This window comes from Burkholderia sp. 9775_39 (genome assembly GCF_015712225.1).
Lineage (GTDB): Bacteria > Pseudomonadota > Gammaproteobacteria > Burkholderiales > Burkholderiaceae > Burkholderia > Burkholderia cenocepacia.
In genome coordinates, this window is the sequence record NZ_JACCQC010000002.1 from 92,789 (window position 1) to 110,429 (window position 17,641).

Below are 17,641 nucleotides of genomic sequence, written 5' to 3' on the forward strand. Positions count from 1 at the left end.
ACACAAGCCCGTCACGCCGACGGGTCGAAATTCCACCACGCGCTGTCGCTCGTCGATACCGCGACCGCGCCGTGCCGCCGCGCGCTGCGCACGTCGTCCGCGTTGCCGACGAAACCGGACGCGACGATCGGCGGCAGCGCCTGCCGGTCGGCTTCGCTCAGGTGCGCGAGCATCGGCGCCGGCATCAGCTGCACCAGGTTCGGATCGCTCTGCTCGATCGCCTTCACGCTGCGCGGCCACGTCGAACGGTCGGTCACGAACACCTTCTGCATCGTGATCAGCCCCGCGCGGTTCGCGCGCTGGATCGTCGCGACGCGCGTCGACACGACGCTCGCGACACCGATATCGGCCAGATACTCGACGCCGCCCTTGTCCTGGGACAGCCCGTCGCAACTGTCGATGTTGACGATCACGAACTTGCCGGCCCGGGCGAGCGCCGCGACCACCGCCTGCAAGCGCCGCAGGTCGACGTTCGCGACGATGCCGACCTCGGCCGCGCTGTCGACGAAGCTGTCGGCCTGCTCGACGCCGTACAGCGTGGCGATGACGGGATGACGGGCGAGACGCGCGCCCAGCGACTTGTCCATGACGTTTACCGGTCGACGTGCGGGCCGGTCTCGTCGCCGAGACCAAGCTTGCCGGGGTTGAGGATATGCTTCGGGTCGAGCGCGCGCTTCACCGCCTGCAGCACCGGAAACGCGGTGCCCAGCGAATCGCGCATGTACGGTGCACGCAACAGCCCGACACCGTGGTGATGGCTCAACGCCGCATTGTATTGGATCAGCACCGCGTTCGCCGCGTCCCACGCCGCGCGATACCACGCGGCCCGCTCGGCCACCGCGACGTCGCCGCGCAGCGAGAAATACAGGCACGCGCCGTCCGCGTACGCATGCGACTGGTGCGCGGACCCGGCCAGCGTGCCCGGCACCGCCTGCAACGCGGCCACCACGTCGCGATAGATCGCCGCGAGGTCGCGCCAGCGGCCGCACATTTCCAGCGTGTCGGCGACGAAGCCCGGGCTGCGCTTGAAGCCTTCCGCGCTCTTGCCGGTCAGGTAGCGGGTGTCGAGCCACTTCTCGAAGATCGCGTCGCCATCGAGCTTGTGCCCGCTCGCGTCGCCGACGCGCGCGCCGATCGCCATCGCCGCATCGACCATCTCCGGCGCGCCCTCGTCGGCGATCAGCAACACGTTCGTGTCGGGCAGGCCGAACTGCACGCCGCTCTCGAGCGCGTCGTAGAGCCGAAGCGCCGCCGGATTCGCGCCGCGCTGCAGGATCTCGCGGCACGCGTCGAGGCCGGCCGCGAACGTGTCGAAACCGTACGCGAGCGCACGGCCGTAGTCCGGCAGCCGATGCAGTTTCAGGCGCGCACGCACGATGATGCCAAGCGTGCCTTCGCTGCCGATGAACAACTGCTGCAGATCCGGGCCGACCGCCGCGCGCGAATACCCGCCCAGCGTGACGAGGCTGCCGTCCGCGAGCACCACGTCCATGCCGAACACCATGTCCTCGATCTTGCCGTAGCGCGTCGACAGCTGCCCCGCGCCGCGGCACGCGATCCAGCCGCCCACGGTGCTGATCCCGAACGACGACGGCCAGTGCCCCATCGTCAGCCCGTGCTCGCGCTGCAGCGTGGCCTCGAATACGTCGCCGAACATGCCGGCTTCGACGTCGACGATCTGGCTCTCGGCGTCGACGCCGACCAGCCGGTTCAACCCGCACACGTCGAGCACGATGCCGCCGCGCACCGGCAGCGCCGCACCCGTCACGTTGCTGCGGCCGGCCGACGCCGTGACCGGCAGCGTCGCCGCGTGTGCGATGCGCATCACGGCCTGCACCTGCTCGACCGTCGACACGCGCACGACGACCGCGTGCGGCGTCGCGGGCCGGCCGCCCGTCTCCGCGACCATCGACGCGGCCCACCAGTCGCGCGTCCACGCGACGACGTCGGCCGGCTGCACGAGCACCTCGTCGGCCACCGCGCGCAGCGCGTCGACCTGCTGCGGCGATACCGTGACCGGCGCCCGCTGCATGCCGGCCTCGACAGGCGCGCCGCCTGTCGCGGGCAGGTTCAGTGCGTAGGGCGGCGGCGTATGCGCGCCGACGACGTAGTTGCCGCGGTTGTAGCCGCGCTTGATGGCTTCCTTGCTGATCATCCGTTTTCTCCGATGAGGATGGCTTTTTCGAGTGCGACGGCGGCGACGTAGTCGCGCACCTGGCTGGCGACGGCCGCGTCGGACAAGCCGAGCTCCGCCTGAAGGATGGCGCCGACGCGCGGCGCGGCGCGTGCCGACGCGTCGCGCGCCATCAGCCGCGCGCGGGTGCGGCGCGACAGCACGTCGTCGACGCTGCGCGCGAATTCGTGGCGTACCGCATAGAGCACTTCCGCTTCGCTGTACGGCAGCCCTTCGACGATCGGCGCGAGCAGCGACGGCGTCGCATCGGCGAGGTCGCCGACGAAGCGCGCCTCGGTGCCGTAGCGTTCGCCGAGATGCGCGGCGAGCCCGCCCGATGCGACGATCGCCTGCGGGTCGTAGCCGGCCGCGCCGAGCAGGTACGCCGATTTCGTGCGGCAGCGCGTGCGGCGGCCGAGCAGCTTGCCGACCGTATCGATGGTCTGCTCGGCCATGTGCCGCGACGTCGTCAGCTTGCCGCCGACGATCGTCACGAGGCCGTCGGGCGCGACATGGATCTCGTGATTGCGTTTCATCTCGATCGTCTTGCCGCCGGGCGGCCCGACGAGCGGCCGGCATCCGGCGATGCTGCCGACCACGTCGTCCGCGCTCAGGTCGACTTTCAACGCGGAGCGCGCGCCTTCCAGCAGGAAATCGAGTTCCTGCCGCGTGCAGTGCACGTCGTCGAGATCGCCGTCGTAGTCCTCGTCGGTCGTGCCGAGATACGACACGTTGCCCCAGCGCGTGATCGTCGCGCGGCGGTTGCGGCCCGGCACGGGGATCGTCACCGTGCAGTCGTTGCGGATCTTCAGCCACGGAATCGCGACGTGCACGCCCTTCGCGGGCCGCACTTGCAATCCAGATGCGTCGCCCTTGCGTGCACCGGTCCAGTCACGCAGCCACACGCCGGTCGCCATCACCACCACGCGTGCCCGCACGCGCCGCTCGCGGCCGTCGGCGTGCACGATCGCGCCGTCGACCTTGCCGTGGCCGTCGCGCGTCAGTTCCATCACGCGTGCATGATTCGCCACCGCCGCGCCATGAAACGCGGCCGTGCGCACGAGGTTCAGCGTCAGGCGCGCATCGTCGACGCGCGCGTCGAAGTACAGGAAGCCGCCCGTCAGGTAGGTTTCGTTGAAGGTCGGGCAATGCGACAACACCTCGGCCTTGGTCAGCTTCTGGTGCAGGATGCCCTCGCGCCAGCCGCCGGCGATGTCGTAGGTCCACAGCAGGCTTTCGAAGGCTTTCGCGAGACGCCGGTCGAACACGCCTTCGCGCTCCATCACCGGGAACAGGAACGGCAGCCGCTGCACGAGATGGCGCGCGTTGCGCCGCAACCGCTGCCGCTCGAGCAGCGAATGGCGCACGAGCCCGAGATTGCCCTGCTCGATGTAGCGCAGTCCGCCGTGCACCATCTTCGACGATTTCGACGACGTGCCCGACGCGAAATCGCTCTTCTCGACGAGCGCGACGCGCAGCCCGCGCAGGCTCGCGTCGAACGCCGCGTAAGCGCCCGTCACGCCGCCGCCGACGATCAGTACGTCAAACGTATCCGTCTCGAGTCGCGCCAGATGCTCGTCGCGGTTCACGCGTAGCGGCTCCGTGGCCGTCATGCCGGCCCGGTCCGTGCGGGGTTTTCTGGATGGCAAAAACATCATGCTGGTCGTTCTCCGTGCTTACGCATGAGCAAAATCGGCCGCGTGCGCGAGCTCGGACGCGATCCGCGCATGCCAGGCCGCGCGCCGCCGCTGCCGGCTGTCCGCATCGATCGACGGTTCGAAGACGGCGTCGGTGACGAGCGTCGCACGGGCCGCCTCGAGCGATTCCCACAGCAACCCCGACGCGCCCGCGAGAAACGCCGCGCCGCGCAGGCTCGCGCGATCGCCGTCGCGCATCCGGCGCACCGGCACGCCGCTCACGTCGGCCTGGATCTGCAGCAGCGTGTCGCTGCCCGCGAGGCCGCCGCCGACGATCAGCTCCGACACGCCGGCCCGCGCGACCGCCTCGTTCGCCTCCATGCACGACGCGACCGAATGCGCGATGCCTTCGAGCACCGCGTGCGCGACCTCGGCCTGGGTCGTCGCGATCGAGATGCCCGACAGCAGCGCACGCGCGTTCGGCTCCATCCTCGGCACGCGCAGGCCGGTGAGCGCCGGCACGAAGGTCACGCCGCGCGCCGACCGCACGGTGCCAGCCAGCGCGCTGATCTGCGCGGGGTCGTCGAACCAGCGCAACTTTTCGCAGACCCAGCGCAACGCCGAGCCGGTCGTCGCGACGAAGGTTTCGAGCGAGTAATGCGACACGCCGCCGTGCCGCCGCGCGGTCATCGCCAGCGTGCCGTCGTGCGCGTGGCCGGGTTGCGCATGCGATCCGGCGTCGGGGCGCGCCGTCCCCGTCAGCAGGTCGACGAAGCTGCCGGTGCCGTGCACGCACATCGCCTGGCCGCGCTCGACGCAGCCGAGGCCGACCGCGCCCGCGAACTGGTCGCCCGCGCACGCGAGGATCGGCACGTCGATGCCGAGCACGTCCGCGCGCGTGTGGCCGAACGCGTCGGCGTCCTCGCGCAGCGCCGGCAGCAGTTCGCGCGGAAAGCCGAGTGCGTCGAGCCACGGGTCGAAATAGCGATGCTCGCCGAGCAGGTATGCGCTGGCGGACGTCGCGTTGGTCGGCGTCGTGATGCACGCGCGTGCCTCGGACAGATGCCACAGCAGCCACGTGTCGATCGTGCCGAACGCGAGACGGCCGGCGCGATGCGCATCGGCCACCGCCCGCGACGTACGCAACTGGTGCACGGCCCACAGATACGGCGAGCGCACCCCCGCCGGCCGGCCGACCTGCGGCACCAGCACGCGGTCCCAGTCGGCCGCGAGACGGTCGAGCTCGGCCGCATGGCGCGTGTCCTGCCAGACCATCGCGGGCACGAGCGCGCGCCCGGTCCGCGTGTCCCACAGCACGGCGGTCGCACGCTGCGTCGCGAGCGCCAGCGCGACGATGCGCACGTGCTGTTGATGCGCCTGCGCGAGCGTCGCACGGCAGACGGCGAGCGTCTTGTCGAGGATCGCGTTCGCGTCCTGTTCGACGACGCCGGGCTGCGGGCTCTCGACCGACAGCGGCAGGTATTCCAGGCACGACACGTGGCCGCTCGCGTCGACGAGCGCGGCGCGCGTGCCGGACGTGCCTTCGTCGATCGCGAGAATGGCGTTTCGGGATTCGGTCATCGCTGCGTTTTCTCGATGGCGGGTTTCAGGAAGGCCGACGTGGCGCGCGCGTCGTCGCCGAAGTGCGGCGCGTCGGGTTCGTTGTCGGGATTGACGGTGGTGCGGGTCGGATCCCAGCGGATCGCGAAACAGATCGCGCTGGCCACGCACGGCACGATCGCGAGGATCAGGAACGTGTGTTCGAGGCCGTAGCGCGCACGAAACAGCGGAAAGACCAGCAGGCCAAGCGCGGCGCCGATCGAGCCGAGCGCCCCGACGATGCCGTTCGCACCCGCGCGCAATTCGCCGCGAAACGACAGCGACGACAGGCTCTTGCCGTTCGCGCCGGGGCCGGCCGAGTGGAACAGGATGAACAGCGACGGCACGACCACCGACAGCCACAGCGGCATGCGCGCATGAAACAACCCGAGCGCAACCAGCATCACGCAGACCGCCGCGAAGCCGAACGCCGACGCGCGACGCAGCCCGACACGGCGGCCGACCGCCGACGACGAGAAGCCGCCGACGATCCCGAACAGGTTGAACACGAGCGCGCCGAGCGTCGCGTAGACGAAGTCCTTGCCGAACAGCGCCGCGCTGATCAGCGGCAGGTACCAGCCGATCGCGAAGTATTCGATCGACTGGCCGATCTGCACGGTCGCGGCCAGGATCGTGCGCGGCAGGTAGACGCCGCGAAAGATCAGCAGCACGTTCGCGAGGCCGCGCGTGGCCGGATTGACGACGGGAGTACGTTCATGCGCGGGCGCGGCGACGAATGGCTGCCCGTAGATGCGCGTCATCGCGCGCGCCGCCTCGTCGAGCCGCTCCTTGCGGGCGAGCCAGATCGGGCTTTCGACGAGGAATGCGCATTGCAGCGCGAGGATCGCGACGCCGAACACGGCGGTCGCCGCCACCGAGTAGCGCCAGATCGAATCGCCGACCTGCCAAGCATGAAACAGCAGCGCGAGCAGCAGGTTCAGGCACACGGCCGTGTACCACATGCCCTGCCAGGTATTGAGTCGGCTCTTCAGGTGGCCCGGCGTGAATTCCGCGAGCATCGCCATCGCGATCGCGAAGTCGATGCCGTACGCCATCCCGACGAAGAAGCGGCCCGCGAGAATCGTATTGAAATCGGGCGCGAACACCACCAGCAGCGCGCCGATCACCGACAGCAGCTTCGCGGCGATCAGCGGCCGCACGCGGCCCCAGCGGTCGGCCATCCAGCCGCCGATCGGGTTGAACGCGATCGCGACCCACGACGCGAACGACGTCATCCATGCGACCTGCGCGGCCGACAGATGCAATTCGTGCGTCATCGGCCCGAGGCCGGCGCTCAATGCCGAGTTGGAAAATGCGTCGAGAAACAGCCCGCCGAGCGACAGCCACCAGACGAGTCCCGCCCTGCCCGCGATACCGGGGCGCGTGTCGAGAAAGGAGATGACGTCTTCAATGCCATGAAGCTTGACCGCGATCGTTTGCACAATCGGCCTCCGTATATTTGTTCTGTAAGAGGCTCGACATTGCAGATGCGATCGACGCATGGAGAGACCATCTTACAGATAGTCTCTTATCTAGATCTGCCTGCGCAATTTACGGCGGGCAACGCGCTGGTGTCAAGCGCGGTCGGTTGTGCGATGCAGCGACGCGCACGTCGGCGCTCCCCGCAATCGTTGCGTACGCAACGTCATCTCCCGGCTGGCCGCGCGCGGTCAGCCACCTGTTCACCACGGCACCGTGCGCCCCAGATAGTCGAGGTATTCGAGCCCGGGCCGCGCCCGCTTCGCGAGCAGCACGTCGACGAGGCTCGGCACGCTTTCGTCGATGGTCAGGCGTGCGTCGGGCCCGCCGAGTTCGGTGCGGACCCAGCCGGGCGCCATCAGCGCCATCGCGCGGCGCGTATCGGCCTGACGCGCCGCGAAGCTGCGCATGAACTGGTTCAGCGCGGCCTTGCTGCCGCGATAGACCTCGCGCATGCCGCTGACGTTGTTCGCGACGCTGCCCTGCCCCGACGACATCGCGCCGATCAGCCCGTCGTCGGTCACCAGATCCTGCAGCGTCTCGATCGCGCGCATCGGCGCCAGCGCATTCGTGATCATCACGCGTACGAATTCGTCGGTCGTCACTTCACCGATCGTTTCGTTCGGATCGTTGGTCGTGCCCGCGTTCACGAACAGCATGTCGAAGCGCCGGCCCGCCAGACGCTCGCGCAGCGCGGCCAGTTGCGCGGGCGCGCAGATGTCGAGCGTGCCGATCTCGAGCCGGCCGTCGAACCGCTCGGCCAGCTCGTGCAGCTGCGTGCGCCCCGATTCTGCGCGCACGGTCCCCGTCACGTTCCAGCCCTTGTTCAGGAAGGCCTCCGCCATCGCGAGCCCGAGGCCGCGCGACGCCGCGACGAGGAGGATCGCGGGCGCGTTGCGTCGATTCGATTCAGTCGATTGCATGGTTTTTGCGTTTACCGTGTTCGTCATGCACCCACTATAGGCGGGCGCCACGACAGGCGCCAGACGCACCGAATGCAATCCATCGTTGCATCGAACGCCATGTCACGCCTCGCAGTGGCGTATCCTGTCCACATGGAAAACATCGACCTGAACCTCGTCACCGCGCTCGACGCGCTGCTGTCAGAGAGCAGCGTGACCGGCGCCGCGCGCCGGCTGGGCCTGAGCACGTCCGCGATGAGCCGCACGCTCACGCGGCTGCGCGCCGCCACCGGCGATCAACTGCTCGTGCGCGCCGGGCGCAGGCTCGTGCCGACCCCGCACGCAACCGCGTTGCGCGACCGCGTGCATGCCGTCGCGAGCGACGCGCGCGCCGTGCTGCGGCCGGCGACGGCCGACGTCGACCTCGCGACGCTCACGGCCACGTTCACGATCCGGGCGGCCGCGTCGTTCATGGAAATGCTGGCCGGCCCGGTCGTGGCCGCGCTGGCCGACGTCGCGCCGCACGTGCGTATCCGCTTCGTCCCGAAGCTCGACAGCGATCCGCAAGCGCTGCGCGACGGCACCGTCGACCTGCAAATCGGCAAGCGCGGCGACGACGCGCCCGAGCTGCACACGCGGATGCTCTTTCACGACTGGCACGTCGCGGTGGCGCGCGTCGGGCATCCGCTGTTCGCGTCGGCCCGGATCACGCCCGCGCGCTATGCAGCCTGCCGTCACGTCATCGCGGCCCAGTTCGGCGATTTCGACGGACCGGCCGACGACTCGACCGGCCAGGCCGGCCCGGGCCCCGCCGTGCACGTCGTCGTGCCGGGCTATCCGGACGCGATGCGTGTCGCGGCCAGTACCGACCTGGTCGCGCTGGTGCCGCGCTCCAGCCTCGGCAACGCGTGCTCGCCGGGGCTCACCGACGCGCTCGGGCTGCGCAGTTTCGAGATCCCGGTCCGCTTGCCGGCGATCCTGGTGTCCGCGCTGTGGCATCCGCGCATGCACGGCGACCCCGTGCATCGCCGCCTGCGCGATGCGGTCATCGCCGTCTGCCAGCGCGCGTATCCGGATTCGCGCCCGCCACGCACGACGACGCGCGGCAAAGCAACGCGCGCAGCGGGCTGACGTCGCGCGGCTCACGCCAGCCGGCCGCCGTCGACTATTGCGGCACGGCCGGGCGGCGCCGGCGGGCCCTTCGGCTAAAATGCCGCACTTTCCACCTTGTCCGGCCCGCTCGCCATGCAACCCGCCTCCTCCGCCCAATCCGCCTCCCATGGCGCCGACGCCGCAGAATCGGCCCGCGACCTCGTCTACGGCCCGAACGACCGGCCGGCGCCGATGGTCGCCTTCGTCGCCGCGCTGCAGCACCTGCTGGCGATCATCGTGCCGATCGTCACGCCGGGCCTGCTGATCTGCCAGGCGCTCGGCGTGTCCAGCCGCGATACGACCCTGATCGTGTCGATGTCGCTCGTCATTTCCGGCATCGCCACCTTCGTCCAGTGCAAGCGCTTCGGCCCGCTGGGCGCCGGCCTGCTGATCGTCCAGGGCACCAGCTTCAACTTCGTCGGCCCGCTGATCGCCGGCGGCAGCCTGATGGTCAAGCAAGGCACGCCGGTCGAGACCGTGATGGCCGCGATCTTCGGCGTCGTGATCGCGGGGTCGTTCGTCGAGATGGGCGTGTCGCGCATCCTGCCGTTCGTGAAACGCCTGATCACGCCGCTCGTCACCGGCATCGTCGTGCTGCTGATCGGCCTCACGCTGATCAAGGTCGGCCTCATCAGCATGGGCGGCGGCTACGGCGCGATGGCCAAGGGCACGTTCGCGAGCGCGGAGAACCTCACGCTGTCGGGCCTCGTGCTCGGCACGATCATCCTGCTGAACCGCGTGCCGGTCGTCTGGGTGCGCAGCACCGCGCTCGTCATCGCGCTTGCGATCGGCTACCTCGCGGCCGCGTTCCTCGGCCGCCTCGATTTCACCGGCATGCACCAGGCCGCGCTGTTCCAGGTCCCGACGCCGCTGCACTTCGGCATCGGCTTCTCGTGGGCGCTGTTCGTGCCGATGCTGATCATCTATCTCGTCACGTCGCTCGAAGCGATCGGCGACGTGACGGCCACCAGCAAGATCTCGAACGAGCCGGTCGAAGGGCCGGTGTGGATGCAGCGCATCAAGGGCGGCGTGCTCGTCAACGGCGCGAACTCGCTGCTGGCCGGCGTGTTCAATACGTTTCCGAGCTCGGTATTCGCGCAGAACAACGGCGTGATCCAGATCACCGGCGTCGCGAGCCGCTACGTCGGCATCTGGATCGCGGGCATGCTGGTGGTGCTCGGCCTGTTCCCGGTCGTCGCCGGCGTGCTGCAGGCGGTGCCGGAGCCGGTGCTCGGCGGTGCGGCGATGGTGATGTTCGGTGCGGTGGCCGCGTCGGGCATCAACATCCTCGCGGGCGTCCACCTCGACCGCCGTGCGCTGCTGATCATCGCGGTGTCGCTCGCGCTCGGCCTCGGCGTGTCGCAGGTGCCGGACATTCTGAACAGCCTGCCGCATGCACTGAAGAACGTACTGGAATCGGGCGTGGCGACGGGCGGCATCTGCGCGCTCGTGATGAACTGGTTCCTGCCGGAAAAGAAGTAAAGGCAAACGCGGCACGAACCGCATGACGGCGCGGCACGCATGACGGGCCTCGTCGTTCGACCGTCGTCCGCGAACGTCAAATCGGGTCAGGCTGCCTTGGCCGATCGATCCGCGCTGGTTAGAATGGCTCCATGCCCCAAACGCGAGCGCCCAACCCCTCCGCCGAAACGAGCGCCGTCCCGATCAAGGAACGCGCGACCGTCGTCTGCTACCGCGACGAGCAAGTCCTGCTCGTCGCGCGTGCGTCGTCGCGCTGGGCGCTACCGGGCGGCACGATCAAGCGTGGGGAGACGCCGCTCGAAGCCGCGCATCGCGAGTTGTGCGAAGAAACCGGTGTGACCGGCCAGCATCTCGTGTACTCGATGCAGTTCACCGGGCTCGCAAAAATCCATCACGTGTTCTTCGCGGAAGTCGGCCCGGACCAGACACCGCAAGCGAACAACGAGATCGAGAAATGCAAGTGGTTTCCGATCGACGGTGTCGATGCGCTGCGCGCCAGCATCCCGACGAAACGCATCGTCGAACTCGTCTACAACCACGAAATCCGTAAAGCGTAGGCATCGGCGGCGAACGCATGCACGCGCAGCCGGCGAACTCGAGTCGATTTTCGTGGATCAGCGGCACGCGTGCGCTCAATGCGAGCGCTTTCTTCGCAGTTCGTGCGTGGAATAGACGACGAGGAAAACGCCTAGCATCGCGACGCCGGACGCCATGAAGTCGTTCGCGCTTCCCGAGCCGTGCAAGGATTGCGGGAAGATGCCGAGACTCAACCCTGCCGCCGCGAGAAACAATCCTGCAGCCACACCCCAGATCGGTCCGGCGGTCTTTTCGATTTTATTTTTCATACAGCACCCGTCTACAGTCATGACCTGAACGGTATCGGCAAAAACGCGCGCGTCTACCTTCAGTCATTTCACTATAGCCGGGAAATAATTCCCGCACTTCTAGTGCTTTTCCCGATCAAGTTTGCGCGGTCGCGGCCGTTGCGCGATGCGGGCGCTCGACGCGGGCGCGCGCAGTCCGAAGCATGCCGAGTCGGGAGAAAAACGAGGTGGCGGAAGGCAGCAGGAGTCGAACCTACCCAGGAGCGTCTGACGCCCCTAACCGGGTTTGAAGCCCGGCCGTACCACCGGATACGAATGCCTTCCGTGGGGAAAAGAATCAAAAGAGCGAGAAGAACGACGAGCGCCTACGCCTGAATACCCACCCAACCGCTGTCAGGCCGCAGGTAGTGAAGATCGCGGTGGAAGCGAGTATACCCAACCCGATCGAAGAACTCGAGAATCTGGATCGCGCGCTTGCGACCGAGCCCCGTCGCGTCGCGGAACGTCGCGGCATCGAGCCCGCCGCCGCGCGACGACGCGAGATGCGCGACCAGTTCCGCCAGCTCGCGTGCGACGTCCGCGTGATAGAACAGGTCGCGCACGACCTGGTGCACGTCGCCGCGCCGCGCGAGCTTGCGCAGCAGCGTGCGCACCGCGTCCTCGGCCACGCCCGTGTCGCGAGCCAGGTCGCGCACCCACGGCGGATCGAAGCGCCCCGCGTGGATCAGCGGCAGCAGTTGCTGCGCCAGCGCTTCCTCGCGCGGCTCGAGGCTCACCGAATGCGACGGCAGATGCAGCCACGGCCCGCTGCGCACGACCTCGCCGCCCGCCACCAGCGCCTCGACGAGCGCGCGCCACAGCGCATCGCCGACGAGCGGCGCCGCCATCCGCCGCAAGCGCGCAGCGTCGAGCCCCTGCTCGTCGGGCATGCGCTCGTGGTACGCGCGCAGCGTATCGACCGCCCGTGCCTGCAACGCACGCCAGTGCGCCCGCGAAATCACCGCGCCTTCATTCGACGCGGCATCGCGCTGCCCGATCGCCAGCGCGTCGTCCGGCAACGCCAGCGCATCGGGTGCGAATCCCGTCAGATGCGTGAGCGTCGCGCGTGGCATGCCGAGCGGCGCCTGCGCCAGCAGTGCATCGAGGCGCCCTTCGTCGAGCCACGCGGCGAGCGCATCGAGCCACGCACGGCGCGCCGGCGTGCGGCGCTTGCGCGCCGGCCCGAACGGATCGAGCACGCGGCCGCCGCCGACGGTGCGCGTTGCTTGCGGATTGCGAACGATGAAGCGGTCGCCCGGCAGCGCGAACACCGGTTCGTCGAACACCAGTTGCACGCGCATCCGCTGGCCGGCCGCGAGCGTGTCGCCGTCGAGCAGCGCGACGTGAGCCACGCGATGCAGCGTGCCGAGATGCACATGCAGCGGCGCCCAGTGCGTCAACGTCAGCCCCGCGTCCGCGAGCAACGTCAGTTCGACATCGAGGCGCGGCGACGTCGCGACGAGCCGCGCATCGGCGACGGTATCGCCCCGCTCGACGTCGGCCTTGTCGACGCCGGCCAGATTCAGCGCGCAACGCTCGCCCGCGCGGCCGGCCTCGACCGGCCGATTCTGCGCATGGATGCTGCGCACGCGGGCCGCGCCGCCGGTGCGCACGATCGCGAGCGTGTCGCCGGTCGCGACACGGCCCGCGAACGCGGTACCCGTCACGACGGTGCCCTGCCCGGCGAGCGTAAACACACGATCGACCGCGAGCCGGAACAGGCCGTCATCGCGACGCGCGCGCCACGCGATCGCCGCGTCGGCCAGGTGCCGCTTCAGCGCGGCGACGCCCGGATCGTCGGCCACCGTCGCGCGCGTTTCGAAGATCGGCACGCCGGCCAGCGTCGAATCGTGCAGCCACGCGGCGATCTCGTCGCGCACCTCGGCGACCCGCGCGGCATCGACGCGATCACATTTCGTCAGCGCGACGGCACCATGCGTGACGCCGAGCAATTGCAGGATCGCGAGATGCTCGCGCGTCTGCGGCATCACGCCGTCGTCCGCGGCAATCACGAGCAACGCGAAGTCGATGCCGCACGCACCGGCCGCCATCGTATGAATCAGCTTCTCGTGGCCCGGCACGTCGATCAGGCCGAGCACGTCTCCATTGTCGAGCGGCGTATACGCATAACCCAGCTCGATCGAGATGCCGCGCGCCTTCTCTTCCTTCAGCCGATCGGTGTCGACGCCCGTCAGCGCACGCACGAGCGTGGTCTTGCCGTGGTCGATGTGTCCCGCGGTCCCGACGATCATGCGGCGGGCCCCGCGAGCGGCACGCATTGCGCGACGAACGCCGCTTCGTCGGCCGCTTCGACGCAGCGCAGGTCGAGCCGCAGCGCGTTGTCGGCCACGCGGCCGATCACCGGGCGCGGCCATTCGCGCAGGCGTTTCTCGAGCTGCGCGAGCGCGCGGCCGCTGCGCTTGCCGTCCGCCGAGCGCACGACGAGCCCGGCGCTCGGCAACTGGTCGACCGGTAGCGCGCCGCTGCCGATCTGGCTGAACATCGGCTCGACCGTCACGTCGAAACCGCTGCCGAGCGCGGCCTGGAACGCCGGACGCACGCGTTCGGCGGCCTCGGCGATCTCGCGCTGCGGGCGCGTCAGCAGGCGCAGCGTCGTGAGCCGGTCGCGCAGGAATTCGGGCGACTGATACAGCCGCAGCACGGGTTCGAGCGCCGCGAGCGTCAGCTTGCCGACGCGCAGCGCGCGCTTGAGCGGATGCTTCTTGATCTTCGCGACGAGTGCGCGGTCGCCGACGATCAGGCCGGCCTGCGGCCCGCCGAGCAGCTTGTCGCCGCTGAACGTGACAACGTTTGCGCCGGCGGCGACGGTTTCCTGCACGGTCGTCTCGTGCGGCAGGCCCCATTGCGACAAGTCGGCGAGCGTGCCGCTGCCGAGATCGACGGCGACCGGCACCCCGCGCTCGCGTGCGAGCGGCGTGAGTTCGGCGAGCGTCGTCTCCTTCGTAAAGCCGCTGATCGCGTAGTTGCTGCAGTGCACCTTCATCAGCAGCGCCGTGCGCGGGCCGATCGCGGCCGCGTAGTCGTGCAGGTGCGTGCGGTTGGTCGTGCCGACCTCGTGCAGCTTCGCGCCGGCACGGCTCATGATGTCGGGGATCCGGAACGCCCCGCCGATCTCGACCAGCTCGCCGCGCGACACGACCACTTCCCGCTTCGTCGCGAGCGCCGACAGCGTCAGCAGCACGGCCGCCGCATTGTTGTTGACGACGGTCGCGGCCTCCGCACCCGTCAGTTCGCACAGCAGATCGTCAATCAGGTCGTCGCGATCGCCGCGGCGGCCGGTCGCGAGGTCGAACTCGAGGTTGACGGGCCGCGTGAGCGCGTCGACCACCGCGCGCACCGCGTCGTCGGGCAGCAACGCGCGCCCGAGGTTCGTGTGCAGCACGGTGCCGGTCAGGTTGAACACGGTGCGCACGGCGCCCGCGCTCTGCGCGGCCAGCGTGCGCGCGACGGCCGCTGCGATGCGCGGCTCGTCCAGTGGCTCGGCCGCCGCGGGATCGTGCTGCGCGGCCGTGCGCCAGCGTTCCAGTTCGGCGCGCACCGCGTTCAGCACACGCGTGCGGCCATAGTCGTCGATCAGTGGTTGCAACGGTGTCGACGACAGCACGCGCTCGACGGACGGCACACGCGCCAGCACGGCATTCAGTTCATTCACACCCGGTTCGGTCACGTCGTCGTGGCTCCAGTCTCATGCTTCGCAGTCGGCCGGGCCGGCGCTCGCGCCCCGCCCCGGCCCCGTGCCGTCAGTCCGCTTCGCGCGACACGTCCGGCCACAGCAGCGGGTTCGGCGAACTGCGCTGGTAGCCGGCCTCGTTCATCAGCAGGTCGAGCGTGAGACTCGCGAGATCGTCGGCCAGCGGCTCGAACTCGTAGTCCTTCTCCTGATAGCCGATCTTGCGATAGGTCTTGCACTCGTCGCACGATTCGGCCTTGATCGCTTCGCTGCCGCCCTCGATCCCGTGATACGCGATGCCTTTCGTCGAATCGCAGTGCGAGCACTTGGTACGCACCATGTGCCACTCGGTCGTGCACAGCCCGCACTGGAGGAAACGGTAGCCCTGATACTGGCCGCCGACCCGCACGACGCTCGCGACCGGATGCGTGCCGCACACCGGGCACAGCCCCGGCTGGTCGAGATACGGGACATCGGTCGGCGTCACGCGGCTCGCGAGGTCCGTCCACGCGACCTGCAGCGCGGCCATCAGGAACGGCGCGGTGGCCGGATCGACCTCGGCGAAGCGCAGCGCGAGGATCGCGTCGGCCTGTGCGTCGAGCTCGGCGGGCGCCATCAGGCGCAGCCGGTCGAGCAGCTTCGCGAGCTGCGGATTGACGAGCCCCGCGCTTTCGACGCGGTCGAGCAGTTCATACAGCACGGCGCGCCAGCGCGCATCGCGCTCGCCGTCGAGCGCCGGCACGAGCGGCATCGAATGTTCCTGTGCGCGTGCGATCGCTTCCTTCGACGGCAGCGGCAGCTCCAGCGCTTGCAGCGTCGCGTGCTGCGCGTCGGCGACGGTGGCCATCAGCCGCAGGTAGCCGCTGATCGGGTTCAGGTCGGCAAGCTTGCGCAGCCGCGCGGCGCGCGCCGCGAACGCGGTCGCGCGCTCCGGCAGGCGAAAGCGCGGAATGGCCGAATGATCGAGTGCCGAGATCTCGGTCGGTTCGAGAATGCGTTGTGTCACGAAAATTTCTTCCAAAAAACAAGCGCCGACGAATCGGCGCTCTTCAGGCGATTCCGGCGGTTGGCGGAGCGGTACGCCGCAATCGGCGTACCGCTTCCGCTCCGGTGCGTTATTTCACGCTTTCACGGAACCACTTCGGGTGATGCTTGCGGGCCCAGCCCAGCGTGACGGTGCCGCGCACCATCGCGCCGATCGAACCCTTCACCCACAACGCCGCGTAAATGTGCACGATGATGCTCGCGATCAGCACGAAGGCCGCCACGGCATGCACGACAGCGGCCGCGCGGATCACCCCGATCGGGAAGTAGAACGAGAAATAGCGCCGCCAGATCACGATTCCCGACAGCAGGAGCAGCAACAGGCACGCCACCAGCGTGAAGAATAGCAGCTTCTGTCCGGCGTTATAGCGCCCGACCGGCGGCAGCTTGTCTTCCTGGTTGGTCAGCACGTCGCCGATCTGCTTCAGCCATTGGCGATCGTCCGCATCGAGCGCATTGTGGTGCCAGAACCGCACCACGAGAATCGCGAACGACACGAACATCACGAGACCGACGAACGGATGCAGGATCCGCGTCCACTGGCCGCCGCCGAACAGCGCGGTCAGCCAGAACATCGACGGATGGAACAGCGCGAGCCCGGACAGCGCGAGCAGCACGAACGTGATCGCGGTGATCCAGTGGTTCGTGCGCTCGTTCGGCGTGTAGCGGACGATCAGGTTGGGGTCGTCGTGGCTCATTTCGCGTCCTCCTTGATGCGTCGTGCCTCGTCGCGGGCAGCGGCTTCTTCCTCGTCGGTGACCTCGTTCGGACCGACCCGCGTGTAGTGGAAGAACCCGGCCAGCGCGGTCAGCGCGAGGCCGGCGACCGCGAGTGGCTTCGCGATACCCTTCCACAGCTTCACCATCGGGCTGATCGACGGATTGTCGGGCAGACCGTGATACAGCGACGGTTTGTCCGCGTGGTGCAGCACGTACATCACGTGCGTGCCGCCGACGCCCTGCGGGTCGTACAGCCCCGCATGCTCGAAGCCGCGCTCCTTCAGGTCCTCGATCCGCTCGGCCGCGTGCTGCTTCATGTCCTCCTTGGTGCCGAACACGATCGCGCCCGTCGGGCAGGTCTTCACGCAGGCCGGTTCCTGGCCGACCGCGACGCGGTCGGAACAGAGCGTGCACTTGTATGCGCGATGATCCTTCTTCGAGATCCGCGGCACGTTGAACGGGCAACCGGTCACGCAGTAGCCGCAACCGATGCAGTTCTCCTCGTGGAAGTCGACGATCCCGTTGTTGTACTGCACGATCGCGCCCGGCGACGGGCATGCCTTCAGGCAGCCCGGATCCTCGCAGTGCATGCAGCCGTCCTTGCGGATCAGCCACTCGAGGTCGCCCGCCGGGTTCTCGTATTCGGAGAACCGCATGACCGTCCACGAATGCTCGGTCAGGTCGGCCGGGTTGTCGTACACGCCGACGTTGGTGCCGACTTCGTCGCGCAGGTCGTTCCACTCCATGCATGCCGTCTGGCATGCCTTGCAGCCGATGCACTTCGATACGTCGATCAGCTTCGCGACGCTCCCGGTCACCGGTTCGCGCACCGTGGGCGGTGGCGTCGTGGTGGCCGAGACGCGCTTGATATCCAGCGATTGCAATGCCATCTCTTCCCCC

At 68.9% G+C, this 17,641-nt stretch carries 15 protein-coding genes and 1 tRNA gene; 3 read left to right on the plus strand and 13 right to left on the minus strand.

Annotation, left to right across the window (positions count from 1 at the left end; genetic code table 11):
* Positions 1-11: 11 nt before the first annotated feature.
* From H0X90_RS03240 to H0X90_RS03265, 6 genes are all read right to left on the minus strand, one after another.
* Positions 12-587 carry a glycerol-3-phosphate responsive antiterminator gene (locus H0X90_RS03240; RefSeq protein WP_006488888.1) on the minus strand — a complete coding sequence of 192 codons (576 nt, stop codon included), beginning with the start codon at positions 585-587 and terminating at the stop codon, positions 12-14.
* Between the two features lie 5 nt (positions 588-592).
* Positions 593-2,155, minus strand: a complete 1,563-nt coding sequence (locus tag H0X90_RS03245; RefSeq protein WP_077190748.1) for an FAD-binding oxidoreductase — start codon at positions 2,153-2,155, stop codon at positions 593-595.
* Positions 2,152-3,831: a glycerol-3-phosphate dehydrogenase/oxidase gene (locus tag H0X90_RS03250; protein WP_077190749.1), complete on the minus strand. Its 1,680-nt coding sequence runs from the start codon at positions 3,829-3,831 to the stop codon at positions 2,152-2,154. Before H0X90_RS03250 ends, H0X90_RS03245 begins: the two co-directional genes overlap by 4 nt.
* A gap of 18 nt (positions 3,832-3,849) precedes the next feature.
* Positions 3,850-5,391 carry an FGGY family carbohydrate kinase gene (locus H0X90_RS03255; RefSeq protein ID WP_077190750.1) on the minus strand — a complete coding sequence of 514 codons (1,542 nt, stop codon included), beginning with the start codon at positions 5,389-5,391 and terminating at the stop codon, positions 3,850-3,852.
* A complete protein-coding gene (locus tag H0X90_RS03260) occupies positions 5,388-6,851 on the minus strand; it encodes an MFS transporter (RefSeq protein WP_034202544.1) in 1,464 nt (487 codons plus the stop codon). Before H0X90_RS03260 ends, H0X90_RS03255 begins: the two co-directional genes overlap by 4 nt.
* A gap of 240 nt (positions 6,852-7,091) precedes the next feature.
* Positions 7,092-7,811: an SDR family oxidoreductase gene (locus tag H0X90_RS03265; protein ID WP_006492889.1), complete on the minus strand. Its 720-nt coding sequence runs from the start codon at positions 7,809-7,811 to the stop codon at positions 7,092-7,094.
* A 132-nt stretch (positions 7,812-7,943) separates the two neighbouring features.
* On the opposite strand from H0X90_RS03265, the gene H0X90_RS03270 reads away from it, so the two are divergent.
* From H0X90_RS03270 to H0X90_RS03280, 3 genes are all read left to right on the plus strand, one after another.
* A complete protein-coding gene (locus H0X90_RS03270) occupies positions 7,944-8,921 on the plus strand; it encodes a LysR substrate-binding domain-containing protein (RefSeq protein ID WP_006488825.1) in 978 nt (325 codons plus the stop codon).
* 114 nt (positions 8,922-9,035) lie between these two features.
* Positions 9,036-10,424, plus strand: coding sequence for a nucleobase:cation symporter-2 family protein (locus H0X90_RS03275; protein ID WP_034178302.1), 1,389 nt, complete (start codon positions 9,036-9,038; stop codon positions 10,422-10,424).
* Positions 10,425-10,555: 131 nt separating this feature from the next.
* Entirely contained in the window at positions 10,556-10,981 is a 426-nt protein-coding gene (locus tag H0X90_RS03280) for an NUDIX hydrolase (RefSeq protein WP_006488849.1), read from the plus strand.
* 75 nt (positions 10,982-11,056) lie between these two features.
* Here the strand turns inward: H0X90_RS03280 and H0X90_RS03285 are convergent, their stop codons facing one another.
* From H0X90_RS03285 to fdxH, 7 genes are all read right to left on the minus strand, one after another.
* Positions 11,057-11,269 carry a hypothetical protein gene (locus H0X90_RS03285; protein ID WP_006488812.1) on the minus strand — a complete coding sequence of 71 codons (213 nt, stop codon included), beginning with the start codon at positions 11,267-11,269 and terminating at the stop codon, positions 11,057-11,059.
* Positions 11,270-11,476: 207 nt separating this feature from the next.
* Positions 11,477-11,572: transfer RNA gene (locus tag H0X90_RS03290), tRNA-Sec, on the minus strand.
* 41 nt (positions 11,573-11,613) lie between these two features.
* The gene (selB, locus tag H0X90_RS03295; RefSeq protein WP_077190838.1) at positions 11,614-13,539 is read right to left on the minus strand and encodes a selenocysteine-specific translation elongation factor; all 1,926 of its coding nucleotides are present in this window, start codon (positions 13,537-13,539) and stop codon (positions 11,614-11,616) included.
* Entirely contained in the window at positions 13,536-14,975 is a 1,440-nt protein-coding gene (gene selA / locus H0X90_RS03300) for an L-seryl-tRNA(Sec) selenium transferase (RefSeq protein WP_059722634.1), read from the minus strand. Before selA ends, selB begins: the two co-directional genes overlap by 4 nt.
* Before the next feature lie 73 nt (positions 14,976-15,048).
* Positions 15,049-15,984 (minus strand): formate dehydrogenase accessory protein FdhE, encoded by a 936-nt coding sequence (gene fdhE / locus H0X90_RS03305; protein ID WP_006492897.1) that lies wholly within the window; start codon positions 15,982-15,984, stop codon positions 15,049-15,051.
* 109 nt (positions 15,985-16,093) lie between these two features.
* Positions 16,094-16,720: a formate dehydrogenase subunit gamma gene (locus H0X90_RS03310; RefSeq protein WP_006488816.1), complete on the minus strand. Its 627-nt coding sequence runs from the start codon at positions 16,718-16,720 to the stop codon at positions 16,094-16,096.
* Complete coding sequence (gene fdxH, locus H0X90_RS03315; RefSeq protein WP_006488883.1) at positions 16,717-17,631, minus strand: formate dehydrogenase subunit beta; 915 nt, start codon at positions 17,629-17,631, stop codon at positions 16,717-16,719. The genes H0X90_RS03310 and fdxH overlap by 4 nt, the downstream gene beginning before the upstream one ends.
* Between the last annotated feature and the right edge of the window lie 10 nt (positions 17,632-17,641).